This is a genomic window from Amycolatopsis sp. WAC 01375 (assembly GCF_003947325.1).
Taxonomy (GTDB): domain Bacteria; phylum Actinomycetota; class Actinomycetes; order Mycobacteriales; family Pseudonocardiaceae; genus Amycolatopsis.
In genome coordinates this window covers 647,003-658,974 of sequence record NZ_QHHW01000036.1, presented here as the reverse complement: position 1 = coordinate 658,974, position 11,972 = coordinate 647,003, and the positions used below count along the sequence as shown (strand labels likewise).

Genomic DNA, 11,972 nt, shown 5'->3' with positions numbered 1-11,972 from the left:
GGGGCGTCGCCTGCGGGCGTGTAGTGGGCCCGGTGGGTCGTGAGTGGCGATTCGGGTTCTAACCCGAATCGCCACTCACGACCCAGCCACGCCCAACGCTTCCGCCTGCTCCCGGAACACGTCGTACGCCGCCTTCCCGAACAGCACGAACCGCACCAGCTCTACCGAACACGATCCGGTCGAAAGCGTGCTCAGCACGGTCTCGAGGGCGATCTCCGCCGCGGATTCGACCGGCCACCGGTAGATCCCGGTCGAGATCGCGGGGAAGGCGACGGTGTGCGCGCCGAGATCGGCGGCGACGTGCAGCGAGTTGCGGTGGCACGCCGCCAGTAGCGCCGAGCGGTCTTCGGAATCGGACCACACCGGCCCGACGGTGTGCACCACCCAGCGCGCCGGAAGGCGGCCCGCCGTGGTGGCGACCGCCTCTCCGGTCTTCAGCCCCTTGCCGTAGTGCCCCGCGCGCAGTGCCCGGCATTCGGCGAGGATCTCCGGTCCGCCGCGGCGGTGGATCGCGCCGTCCACGCCGCCGCCGCCGAGCAGTGCCGAATTCGCGGCGTTGACCACGACGTCGACCTGCTGTTCGGTGATGTCGCCTTCGACCAGTTCGATCTTCATGATCGCTCCGTCAGTCGTTGAAGTACTCGATCAGTACCGGGGCAACCGCCTTCGGCTTGAGCATATGCGTCTGGCCTTCGATCGTCCGGTGCTCGGCGCCGGGGACCGCCTTCGCCAGCGCGGCGACGCCGTTGCGGATCCACGCGGGGCTCTTGCCGCCGTCCATGACCAGCGTCGGCACCGAAACGTCCGCCCAGCGGCCCTCGGGCAGCGGGGTGCCGTCGTGCAGGCCGTCGAACAGGGCGGCGTCGTAGCGCAGGGTCGGCGCGACCTTCTTCAGCTTCGGCCAGGCGGGCATGAACTGCATCATGAAGACGACCGGAGCGGGGACGCGGACGCCTTCCCGCATGAAGGTCTTGATCGCGGTGCCGGGACGCCCGGTGGCGATGGCCTTCTCCAGCCGTTCGTCGTAGTCGGCCGGGACCGGCGGACGGGTGTCGTCGACGACCAGCGGGAATTCGTACACCGCCAGTTTCGTGATCGGGAGCCCGGCCTTCGCGGCTTCGAGGGCGAGCGCGGCGCCGGACGAGATGCCGTAGACGTGCGCCGTCCCACCCGCTTCCTTGATCAGCGCCGCGATGTCCTCGACTTCGCGGGCGATGGAGAACGGCTCGGTGTCGCCGCTTTCGCCGCGGCCACGGCGGTCGTAGGTGTAGACGGTGAAGTGCGCGGCAAGTTCGGCGGCCAGCGGCTTGGCCGGGCCGAACTCGCGGTGGCACATCGCGCCGTCGACCAGGATGACGGCCGGGCCGGAGCCGGTGCGGGTGTAGGCGATGGAGGTGCCGTCTTGCGAGGTCACGGTGCTCATGGCGGGAATTCTCCTAGGGTTGTCTAGCGGCTTGCGCGGAGGATGACGGCGGTGACCCAGCCCCAGGCCAGCATCACGGTGGCCCAGAAGGCGAGCATCACGACGGCGTTCGCGTTGCCGGAGCTGATCCCGGCGAACGAGGCGAAGAACGCGATGCCGGTGGCGCGGGAGTAGACGGCCCAGCCGCGGCGGCCCTCACGGGAGAAGCGGCTCGCGAACACGAAGGTCGCGACGATCAGCGAGAGGAAGCCGACCGAGCCGGCGGCCATGTGCAGGACGCCCGCGGTGCTGATGGTGCCCGGGCCGCTGCCCGCGGGGAAGCCGTTGCCGGGGTCGGCCTTGAAAACCGCGGCGAAGAGCAGGCTGGCGCCGAAGACGCCCAGCAGTCGTGGACCCCACGTGCTGCCTCTGCCCGGTTCGAGCGTCCGGCTCAGGCCGATCGCGCCCGCGATCATCAGGACGCCGGTGAGCAGGAAGTTCGTCACCTGGATCCAGCCGGCGTCGCCGTTGCTCAGCATGCTCGCCGGGTGCTTCGTCAGATCGAAACCGTCGCGGACGGCGGCCTGGGTGAGCGTGGTCAGGAAGTACAGGGGGCCCGAAACCGCGCCGCAGACGAGCAGGGCGCGGGCGGGGAGTGCGACGTGGGTCCGGGTGGCGGCGATCGTCATCGTTTCGGCCTTTCGGGGCGGGAGTTCGTTGGGCACAACTCTCGCTCCGAAAGCCTCTATTGTCAAGACAAAAAAAATTGTCGGTGGCACCGGATGCGACGCCGGAGGTGTCGCAACCAGGTGACTACTTGCTGTTTCGCAAGGTCAGGAGGGTGATCTCGCTCGGCGCGAAGACGCGCAGCGGCGGTCCCCAGAAGCCGGTGCCCCGGCTCGTGTACAGCTGCGTGCGCTCGCCGTGGCGCGAAAGCCCGGCCAGGACGGGCTGATCGAGTCGGACCAAGAGGTGGAACGGCCAGATCTGGCCACCGTGGGTGTGCCCGGAGATCTGGAGGTCGATGCCCGCCTCGGCGGCCTGCTTGACCTGCTTCGGCTGGTGGGCGAGCAGGACGACCGGCGTGCTCGCGGCGACGCCGTCGAGCGCGGCGGGGAGGTCGGGGCCGTGGCCGGGCAGGCCGGAGGCAGCGCCGGTCGGGTCGTCGATCCCGGCGAAGACGAGCGTGTCCCCGCCCTGATGGACCTTCGCGTGCCGGTTGTGCAGCGTGTCCCAGCCGAGGTCTCGCATGTGGTCGAGCCAGGCCTGCGCCTCACCGAAGTACTCGTGGTTGCCGGTGATGTAGAACTTGCCGAGTTTCGCCCGCACCTTCCCGAGCGGCGCGACCTGCTGTGCGCGTTTGGCGACGGAACCGTCGGCGAGGTCGCCCGCGTGGGCGACGACGTCGGCGTCGAGTTCGTTGACCACCTCGACGACCTTCTCCGACCATTTCGTCCGGTTCAGCGGGCCGAAATGGGTGTCGGTGATGATCGCGAAACGGAGACCGTCGAGGCCCGCGCCCAGCCGGGGGAGCACGACGTCGAGCTCCTTGAGCCTCGGCACGCGCCGGGCTTCGGTCATCCCGTACGCCGCCAGCGCCGCGAAGGCCGCCAGCACGACGCCGGACACGATTCCCGCCGCACTGTCCACTCCGGACATCGCGAGTACGAGCCGTAGCACGTTTCCGAGTATCGACAAGGAGAACAGCAGCCAGATCAGCCCGAGGGAGAGATCGCCGATCTTCGCGGCGAGGTCGCGCTGCCACGGGCCGTGGCCGAGGACCATGCACGCGGGCACGGCGATCGCCGCGGCGGCGAACACGATCGTGCCGAGGACTTCGAGCGCGGCGGGGAGTTCGGGTGAGCCGACGATCGTCCACCACGGCACACCGAACAGGAGGGCGAGAACGGCGATCAGCGCGGCGACGCGGACAAGGATGCGGGGCATGATGTCGGCCAGACTAACAGACCAATGGTCTCTACCGCCGTCTTCGCTGAGGGGCCTCTCAGGTACGTAGGCGGGCGTACGCGCGATGTCGCTTCACGGCTGACGCTTTTCGCCGCGAGCCGGAAGACACTTTTCGGCATGAAGGAATCGCGGACGATCGAACGCGTCGCCTACGTGGCCGGAGCACTCCTGTTCCTCGGTGGACTCGTGCACGCGGGAGCGCTGATCGTGTCCGGTGGGTCGTGGACCGGGCCGTTGTCGATGCGGAAAGCGGTCACGTTCGGCCTGTCGTTCGGGCTGACCCTGGTCACCGTCGCTTGGGCGACTTCGTACGTCGCGGTGCGGCCGCGGGTGCGGAACGTGCTGCTCGGCGTCTTCACCGCGGCGAGCGTTGTCGAGACGGTGCTGGTGAGCATGCAGGCGTGGCGCGGGGTGCCGTCGCATTTCAACTTCGAGACCGGCTTCGACAACGCGGTGTCGACCACGCTCGCGGCGGGCGGCGGCGTGATCATCCTGGCGGCGATCTCGTTCACCGCGGCGGCGATGCGCGGCGAAGGGGAGACCACGCCGAGCATGCGGCTCGCGGTGCGATCCGGGCTCGTCGCGCTGCTGGTGGCGCTCGGCGCGGGTGCGGCGATGATCGCGAGCGGCGTCGTCGAGGCGCGAGGCGGGAACCCGCAGGCCGCGTACACCACCGCCGGCGCGCTGAAGCCACTCCACGCGGTGGCGATGCACGCGATCCTCATCCTGCCGGGACTCGCGTGGCTGCTGCGGTTCGCGGACTGGACGGAACGGCGGCGCGTGCGGCTGGTGTGGGCGGCGATCGGTGCCTACGCCGTGCTGACCGCTGTCGTGGGGCTGGAGTCGGTGACGGGGGTTTCGCCGCTGGCGGCTTCGCCTGTCGAGATGGTGACTTCGGGGCTTGCTTTGGTGGTGTTGGGGCTTATCGGTGCGGTGGCTGTTCGTGAAGCGGTTCGGCGTCGGTCCCGGGTGCTATGAAAGGCCCCTTCATTGCGAAATTTGCAATGAAGGGGCCTTTCATAGCGCGCGCTACTGGCCCACGTAAGCGCGAAGGTGCTGCGCTGTGAGCGTGTCACCGGAGGCGACCAGATCGGCCGGAGTCCCCGTGAACACCACCTGACCCCCGTCCGAACCGGCGCCCGGCCCGAGATCGACGATCCAGTCCGCGTGCGCCATCACCGCCTGGTGATGCTCGATGACCACCACCGTGTTCCCGTCGTCGACGAGCCGGTCGAGCAGCCCCAGCAACTGGTCGACGTCGGCGAGGTGCAGGCCGGTGGTCGGTTCGTCGAGGACGTAGGTCGCGGACTTCTCCGCCATCCGGATGGCCAGTTTGATCCGCTGCCGTTCGCCGCCGGACAGCGTCGTGAGCGGCTGCCCGAGCCCGAGGTAGCCGAGGCCGACGTCGGAAAGCCGGTCCAGGATCGTCCGTGCCTGACCCGAGGTGAAGAACTCGCGCGCCTCGGCGACCGGCATGGCGAGGACCTCGCTGATGTTCTTGCCCCGCAGCGTGTACGTCAGCACCTTCGCGGTGAACCGCTTGCCATCGCATTCCTCGCAGACCGTCGCCACCCCGGCCATCATCGCCAGGTCGGTGTAGATGAGACCGATGCCCTTGCACTTCGGGCAGGCGCCTTCGGAGTTCGCGCTGAACAGGGCCGCCTTGACGCCGTTGGCCTTGGCGAACGCGGTGCGGATCGGGTCGAGCAGGCCGGTGTAGGTCGCCGGGTTGCTCCGCCGCGAGCCGCGGATGGCCGACTGGTCGAGCACCACCACGTCGTCCCTTGTGGACAGTGAACCGTGGATGAGCGAGCTCTTGCCCGAACCGGCGACCCCGGTGACCACGGTCAGCACGCCCAGCGGGATGTCGACGTCGACACCGCGCAGGTTGTGCCTGGTCGCGTTCCGGATCGGGATCTGCCCGCGTGCCACGCGGACGTCGGTACGCAGCCTCGCCCGGTGGTCCAGATGCCGCCCGGTCAGCGTGCCGGACGCGCGCAGCCCGGCGACGTCGCCGGTGAAGCAGATCTGCCCGCCGTTCGGCCCGGCGCCGGGACCGAGGTCCACGACGTGGTCGGCGATCACGATGGTCTCCGGCTTGTGCTCGACGACGAGCACCGTGTTCCCCTTGTCCTTCAAGAGAAGCAGCAAGCCGTTCATACGCTGGATGTCGTGGGGGTGCAGGCCGACGGTCGGTTCGTCGAAGACGTAGGTGACGTCGGTGAGGCTGGAACCCAGGTGCCGCACCATCTTCACGCGCTGCGCTTCCCCGCCCGAGAGTGTCCCGGACTCACGGTCGAGGCTCAGGTAGCCGAGGCCGATCTCCACCAGCGACTCGAGGGTGCCGCGCAGTGTCTGCATCAGCGGGCCGACCGACGGATCGTCGATCTTGCGGACGAAATCGGCCAGATCGCTGATCTGCATCGACGAGCAGTCGGCGATGTTCAGGCCCTCGATCTTCGACGACAACGCCGCCTGGTTCAGCCGGGCCCCTTCGCACGCCGGGCACAGCTCGAAGGTGATCGCGCGGTCCACGAAAGCCCGGCCGTGCGCCTGCATCGACTCCTTGTCCTTCGACAGGAACAGCCGCTGGACCTTCACCAACAGGCCTTCGTAGGTGGTGTTCAGCCCGCCGAGCTTCATCTTGGTGGCGGGTTTGTGCATGAAATCTTCCCACTGCTGCGGCGTGTAGTCCTTCAGCTTCACGGCCGGATCGACGAATCCGGCTTCCGCCAGCCCCTTCCAGTACCAGCCGCCGGGCGCGAAGTTCGGGACGGTGATCGCCCCTTCGTCGAGCGAAAGCTCCTTGTCGACGAGCTGGTCGATGTCGATGGTGGAGACCTTCCCCAGCCCCTCGCATTCGGGGCACATCCCCTCGGGAAGGTTGAAGCTGAACGCCCCCGAAGTCCCGATGTGCGGCTGTCCCAGCCTGCTGAAGACGATCCGCAGCATCGTGTGCGCGTCGGTCGCGGTGCCGACCGTGGACCGCGAGTTGGCGCCCATCCGCTCCTGGTCGACGACGATCGCGGCGCTCAGGTTCCGCAGCGCGTCCACGTCCGGCCGTCCGACCGGGGCCATGAAGGACTGGATGAACGCGGTGTAGGTCTCGTTGATCAGCCGCTGTGATTCCGCGGCGATGGTGCCGAACACCAAGGACGACTTCCCCGAGCCCGAGACACCGGTGAAGACGGTGAGGCGGCGTTTGGGGATGTCGACCGAGACGTCGGCGAGGTTGTTCTCTCTGGCTCCGCGCACCTGGATCATGTCGTGGCTGTCGGCGGCCGAAGGCATGGCTCTCCCCTGATTGGAACTCTTTAGCCTGTAAAGTGAGGGTAGCAGAGGTTGGTTTATGCTGTAAGGAGTTGGCAAGTGGTCGTCTACGCGGCTCAAGGAGACCCCTGGCGGTCGATGGCACTGCTGTGGCGGACCGAGTCGCCGGACGCCGAGCGGCCCGGCCCCAAACCGGGGCTTTCGGTGGAGCTGATCGTCGAAACCGCCATCGCCATCGCGGACGCCGAAGGAATGGCGGGCCTTTCGATGCGTGCCGTCGGGGACAGGCTCGGCCGCACGGCCATGGCGCTGTACACCTATGTCCCCAGCAAGAGTGAACTGCTCGATCTCATGTACGACAAGGCGCTCGCCGAGCTGCCGGGTTCCTACGACGGGGAAGGCTGGCGGGCCGACGCCGCGCGCTGGGCCGAGGATCTGTGGGACTTCTACCTGCGGCATCCCTGGGTCCTCCAGGTCTCGCAGGCGCGGCCGGTGCTGGGGCCGAACGAGTACGTCGTACTGGAGGCGCTGGTGAAGATCCTGCGCCGGACCGGATTGCGTCCGGCGGCGCTGCGACGGCTGGTCAGCGCGCTGTACTCGTGCGTGCGCGAGCCTGCCAGGACGGCATCGGAGTCGCGGTTGGCAGAAAAGGTGACAGGGCAGTCCGACGACGAGTGGTGGTATGCCCGGTCCGCGCAGCTGCGGGAGGTTTCCCCGGACTTCGCCGAGCGGTTCCCGACGCTGACCTGGATGGAGAGCGAGCAGGCATTCCGGATGGAGGACGAGACCGTGTCCTATCTGGAGCAGGAGGCGAGGGAGGCCTTCGAGTTCTCGCTGGCCGTTCTCCTGGACGGAATCGAAGTCGCGATGAAAGCGGAGTAGCCTTCTCCGCATGCCCAGTGATTTCGCCTTGAAGACCATGAACGCCGTCCATCGCGTCATCCAGAAGGTCAGCGGCGGCCGCGCCGGCTGGCAGGTCGCCGGGATGACCGTGCTCGAACTGACCACCATCGGCCGCAAATCCGGTCAGCCGCGCACCGTGCTGCTGACCTCGCCGCTGCGGGAGGGCGACGCGTACGTCATCGTGGCGTCCCGCGGTGGCGACGACCAGCACCCGGCTTGGTTCCTCAACCTCCGCGACAACCCGGACGTGCAGGTCACCCTGAAGGGCGAAAGCCCGCAGCCGATGGTCGCGAGCGTCGCCGACGCCGGGCAGCGCGCCCGTCTGTGGCCCAAGATCACCGCGGACTACAAGAACTACGCGCAGTACCAGACCAAGACCGAGCGGGAGATCCCCGTGGTGCTGCTGTCGCCCAAAGCGTAAGTGCGCGTTCGGTACAGGCGGTCGTGAGTGGCGATTCGGGTTCTAACCCGAATCGCCACTCACGAGGTCTTGGCCGGTGTCCTTGCCCGCCCAAGTACGTGAAGGACCCCTTCCTTGCGCCTAGGTACAGGAAGGGGTCCTTCATGTATCTAGGCAAGGTGTGAAGGTCGAGTTTCCTCGGCTGAGCCGAGGGAAGGGGGCCTTCACGCGCAGCCGCCGTGACCACTGGTGCCTATGGGGCGAATGTGGCGATCCCCGGGTCCGTGAAGGCCTCCTTGAGGGACCCAGAGTCCCTCAAGGAGGCCTTCACGGACTGGGCCAAACCCGAATCGCCACTCACGACCCACCGGACCGGCTGGCATCCCCCGCACGGGCCGGGTCCATCGGCCCTACCGGCGAGTCGGTAAGCCGGGGACCGTGGATCTCGACGTAGTACACGACGAGAACGCGGGGATGCCGATGTCCGACTCCTTGGCTCTCGAAACGCTCGACCGCGAGCAGTGCCTGTCACTGCTCGCGCGCGTCGGGCTGGGCCGGGTGGTGTTCACCTCCCGTGCCCTGCCGGCGATCCAGCCCGCGCGGTTCGCGCTCCACCACGGCGCGATCGTGGTCCGGACGCCGTCACAGAGCGCGTTGTTCGCCGGGATACTCGACAGTGTGGTGGCGTTCGCGGTCGACGAGTTCTCCGCGGATCTCGGGAAGGGCTGGTTCGTCACCGTCCTCGGCCGCGTCGCCGAGGTGCGTGATCCGATCGTGATCGCCGAGCTGGAGACCTTGCCGCTGTGCTGCTGGACTGGTCAGACGGACGCGCGCTATCTCCGCATCCCGATCGAGTCGGTCACCGGTCGGAGGATCCTCGGCGGTCGCGGTAACGAAGCACAGTCCGTGATCGACGCACCAGATGAGCGATCCGGGCGCGTTTGTCATTCCTGACCCCCACTGCCCGGGGAGTTACTCCGGGACGGTGACGCCAGTGCGGCGGGTGAGTGCGGCGAGTGACGCCAAGGCGCCCAGGATTCTGGACGCGGTGGCCGGGATCGCCCACGATCTCAGTCTCCCCGACGTCCTGCGGCGCCTGGTCGAATCGGCCTGCGACCTGACCGGTGCGCCGTTCGGCGCGCTGAGCGTGCTCGATTCGGACGAGTTCATCCGCTTCGGCGACGCCTGGGTGCGGCCGCCGTCCGAGGACGAGTCCCTGGTGGTGCCGATCCGCCTGCGCGGCCGCATCTTCGGGATGCTGTACCTCGCCCGCAAACCGGACGGCGAGGAGTTCACCGAAGCCGAAGAGGACCTGCTCGTCGCGCTCACCGCGGCGGCCGGTGTGGTGATCGAGAACGCCGCGCTGTTCGAGCAGGTGCAGCGGCGCGAACGCTGGCTCGAAGCCTCCTATCACGTCACCGGCGCGCTCCTGACGGACCAGGATCTGACCGCGACGCTGCGCCTGATCGCCGAGCGCGCCCGCGTCGTCGCCGGCGGTTCGGCGGGGGCGGTCGCCCGTCCGCGCGGCGACGGGATGCTGGTGTTCGAGATCGTCGAGCCGCCGGGGCCGGACGCCGACCGGATCGCCGGGGTCACCGTGCCGACCGAGGGCACCGCGACCGGGCTGGCGTACACGAGCGGCAAACCCGTCGTGGTCCGGGAGTACGGCGACAAGGTGATCGAGCACCAGGGTGGCCGCGGTGTCACGATGCCCGCGATGGTCAAGGACCTGGATTCCACGGTCGCCGTCCCGCTGATCGTCGGCGAGGAGAAGCTCGGCGTCCTGGTGGTGGCGAAGTTCCGCGACAAGACCCCGTTCTCCGCCTACGACGTGCAGCTCGCCGAGACCTTCGCCGCGCACGCCGCGCTCGCGGTCGAATTCGCCCGCGCGCAGCAGGACAGGCAGCGGCTCGCCGTCTTCGAGGACCGCGACCGGATCGCCCGCGACCTGCACGACCTGGTGATCCAGCGGCTGTTCGCGATCGGGCTCGGCCTGGAGGGGCTCAGCAGGCTGACAGGCGAGTCCGCGGTCTCCGACCGTGTGGCCGGCTTCGCGCACGAGATCGACCGCACGATCCGCGAGATCCGCAACAGCATCTTTTCGCTGCAGGAACCGGCCGAGGCGCAGGGCAGTCTCCGGTCGGAGCTGCTGCGCGTCGCGCTCGACGCGGGCTGCGCGTCCGAGCCGAGGGTCGGCTTCGACGGCCCGCTCGACTCGGCGGTGCCGGAAACGGTCCGCTCGGACCTCATCGCGACCCTGCGGGAAGCACTGTCCAATGTGGTCAGACACGCGGCGGCATCGGCGGTGTCGGTCGACGTCTCGGTCGATCGCGACGGGCGTCGGCTGGAACTTTCGGTGGTGGACGACGGCGTCGGCATGCCCGCCGAACCCGGCCATCGCAGCGGCGTGGCGAACCTCGCCGAACGCGCGGCCCGCTGGAACGGCGCCTTCGCCGTCGAAGCGAGGCCGGAAGGCGGGACGAGGCTCGACTGGTCGGTGGAGCTGCCGGCCCGACAGGGGAGTGTGGGATGACGATTTCGGTGTTCCTGCTGGACGATCACGAACTCGTCCGCACCGGGCTGAAGACCGTCTTCGAGGCGGAAGACGATCTCACGGTGGTCGGCGAGGCGTCCACGGCCGCCGAGGCCTATGTACGGATCCCTGCGGTCAAACCGCAGGTCGCGGTGCTCGACGTCCGGCTTCCGGACGGTGAGGGGGTCAGCGTCTGCGGGGAGATCCGGGCGTCCATCGCCCCGCCACCCGCCTGCCTGATGCTGACGTCCTATTCGGACGACGACGCGTTGTTCGGCGCGATCATGGCAGGCGCGGCCGGGTACATGCTCAAACAGGTCTCCGGCAGTGCGCTCGTCAAGGCCGTCCGCACCGTCGCCGCGGGAGGATCGCTCCTGGACAGCACGCTGACGGCGTCGGTGATGAACCGGCTGCGCGGCGAGAGCGACGCCCCGGACCCGCGTTACGAACAGCTGAGCCCGCAGGAGCGGCGGGTGCTCGACCACATCGCCGACGGGCTGACCAACCGCCAGATCGCGGAAAAGCTGTACCTGGCGGAGAAGACGGTCAAGAACTACGTGTCGTCCTTGCTGCACAAGCTCGGTTTCGAACGCCGCACCGCCGCCGCTGTCTACGCCTCTCAACGCCGCAAGCCGTCCTTCTAGAAGAGCGTGAGGCCGTCGGCGAAAGCGGGATTCTCCTTCAGCACGCGGCGCAGCTCGTTGAGCGCCCGGTGCTGGGTGACGCGCACCGCGCCCGCGCTCGCCATGCCCAGCGCGCTCGCGGTCTCGTCGGCGCTGAACCCGAGGATCACGCGGAGCACGAGCACATCCCGCTGCTTCGCCGAAAGGAACTTGAACAGCCGGGACAACCGGCGGCTCAGGTCCGCCTTCTCGACCTCTTCGAACGTCGGATTCCACGGCCCGTCCTGGTCGGGCTCCGGATCGGGCACTGGCGCGGACGGGTCGCGAGCGAGGTTCCGGCGGACGTCGGCGACCTTGTGCGAGGCGATCCCGAAGACGTACGGCAGAAAGCTGGTGTCCTGGTAGTTGTAGCGCGGCAAGGCGACGAGGACGGCCATCAAGACCTCCTGCGCGCAGTCGTCGGCGGTGGAGATGCCGCGCATCGTGCCGCCGAGCCTGCCGGCGCAGTAGCGGAACACGATCGGCCGGAGAAGGGTCAGCAGACTCCCGACGGCCCGCCGGTCACCGCCGATGGCCGCGCGGATCAGTTCGCCGTCCGGTTCTCCCGGGCGGGGCTGATATGTCGGCCGTACGACTTCGGTCACGGTCATCACGCCGGAAGGGCCGTTCTCGGTGCGTGCCTGTGCGTTGCCATCGTCCCCACCTCCCGAAAGCCCCCAGCCCTGTTTGGTTCCTCCGACGTTACGGAGTACGTCCGCGCGTCACACCGGTAAAGCAGCCCTGAGTAATCGGGTCTTTAGGCACTGGTGCGTCCTTGCTATGGACTTTCCGCATATTGGTCTAGACAATTAGCCCAGCGCGGCGGCAGGCCGC

The 11,972-nt window shown here is 68.4% G+C and carries 12 protein-coding genes; 6 read left to right on the top strand and 6 right to left on the bottom strand.

Going from position 1 to position 11,972, the window contains the following annotated elements; translation table 11 throughout:
• Positions 1–75 precede the first annotated feature (75 nt).
• The 4 genes from DL991_RS26010 to DL991_RS25995 form a co-directional block, all read right to left on the bottom strand.
• Positions 76–615 carry an O-acetyl-ADP-ribose deacetylase gene (locus DL991_RS26010; protein WP_125786918.1) on the bottom strand — a complete coding sequence of 180 codons (540 nt, stop codon included), beginning with the start codon at positions 613–615 and terminating at the stop codon, positions 76–78.
• Between the two features lie 10 nt (positions 616–625).
• Positions 626–1,423 carry an alpha/beta fold hydrolase gene (locus DL991_RS26005; RefSeq protein ID WP_125786917.1) on the bottom strand — a complete coding sequence of 266 codons (798 nt, stop codon included), beginning with the start codon at positions 1,421–1,423 and terminating at the stop codon, positions 626–628.
• 23 nt (positions 1,424–1,446) lie between these two features.
• Positions 1,447–2,091: a DUF998 domain-containing protein gene (locus DL991_RS26000; RefSeq protein ID WP_125786916.1), complete on the bottom strand. Its 645-nt coding sequence runs from the start codon at positions 2,089–2,091 to the stop codon at positions 1,447–1,449.
• Between the two features lie 124 nt (positions 2,092–2,215).
• A complete protein-coding gene (locus DL991_RS25995) occupies positions 2,216–3,349 on the bottom strand; it encodes a metallophosphoesterase (RefSeq protein ID WP_125786915.1) in 1,134 nt (377 codons plus the stop codon).
• 138 nt (positions 3,350–3,487) lie between these two features.
• Here DL991_RS25995 and DL991_RS25990 point away from each other — a divergent pair, with 138 nt between their 5' ends.
• Positions 3,488–4,348 carry a hypothetical protein gene (locus tag DL991_RS25990; protein ID WP_125786914.1) on the top strand — a complete coding sequence of 287 codons (861 nt, stop codon included), beginning with the start codon at positions 3,488–3,490 and terminating at the stop codon, positions 4,346–4,348.
• 51 nt (positions 4,349–4,399) lie between these two features.
• On the opposite strand, the gene DL991_RS25985 is transcribed toward DL991_RS25990, so the two are convergent.
• Positions 4,400–6,661, bottom strand: coding sequence for an excinuclease ABC subunit UvrA (locus tag DL991_RS25985; RefSeq protein ID WP_125786913.1), 2,262 nt, complete (start codon positions 6,659–6,661; stop codon positions 4,400–4,402).
• Positions 6,662–6,739: 78 nt separating this feature from the next.
• On the opposite strand from DL991_RS25985, the gene DL991_RS25980 reads away from it, so the two are divergent.
• The 5 genes from DL991_RS25980 to DL991_RS25960 all read left to right on the top strand — a co-directional run bounded on the left by DL991_RS25980 (position 6,740) and on the right by DL991_RS25960 (position 11,120).
• On the top strand, positions 6,740–7,522 hold the full coding sequence (locus DL991_RS25980) for a TetR/AcrR family transcriptional regulator C-terminal domain-containing protein (protein WP_125786912.1): 783 nt from the start codon (positions 6,740–6,742) through the stop codon (positions 7,520–7,522).
• 10 nt (positions 7,523–7,532) lie between these two features.
• A complete protein-coding gene (locus tag DL991_RS25975) occupies positions 7,533–7,964 on the top strand; it encodes a nitroreductase family deazaflavin-dependent oxidoreductase (protein ID WP_125786911.1) in 432 nt (143 codons plus the stop codon).
• 453 nt (positions 7,965–8,417) lie between these two features.
• Positions 8,418–8,897: a pyridoxamine 5'-phosphate oxidase family protein gene (locus DL991_RS25970; RefSeq protein ID WP_125786978.1), complete on the top strand. Its 480-nt coding sequence runs from the start codon at positions 8,418–8,420 to the stop codon at positions 8,895–8,897.
• A gap of 31 nt (positions 8,898–8,928) precedes the next feature.
• Positions 8,929–10,476, top strand: coding sequence for a GAF domain-containing protein (locus tag DL991_RS25965; protein ID WP_125786910.1), 1,548 nt, complete (start codon positions 8,929–8,931; stop codon positions 10,474–10,476).
• Positions 10,473–11,120, top strand: coding sequence for a response regulator transcription factor (locus tag DL991_RS25960; RefSeq protein WP_125786909.1), 648 nt, complete (start codon positions 10,473–10,475; stop codon positions 11,118–11,120). Before DL991_RS25965 ends, DL991_RS25960 begins: the two co-directional genes overlap by 4 nt.
• On the opposite strand, the gene DL991_RS25955 is transcribed toward DL991_RS25960, so the two are convergent.
• Positions 11,117–11,749 carry a sigma-70 family RNA polymerase sigma factor gene (locus DL991_RS25955; RefSeq protein ID WP_125786908.1) on the bottom strand — a complete coding sequence of 211 codons (633 nt, stop codon included), beginning with the start codon at positions 11,747–11,749 and terminating at the stop codon, positions 11,117–11,119. The two genes, DL991_RS25960 and DL991_RS25955, sit on opposite strands and share 4 nt — an antisense overlap.
• Positions 11,750–11,972: the final 223 nt, after the last annotated feature.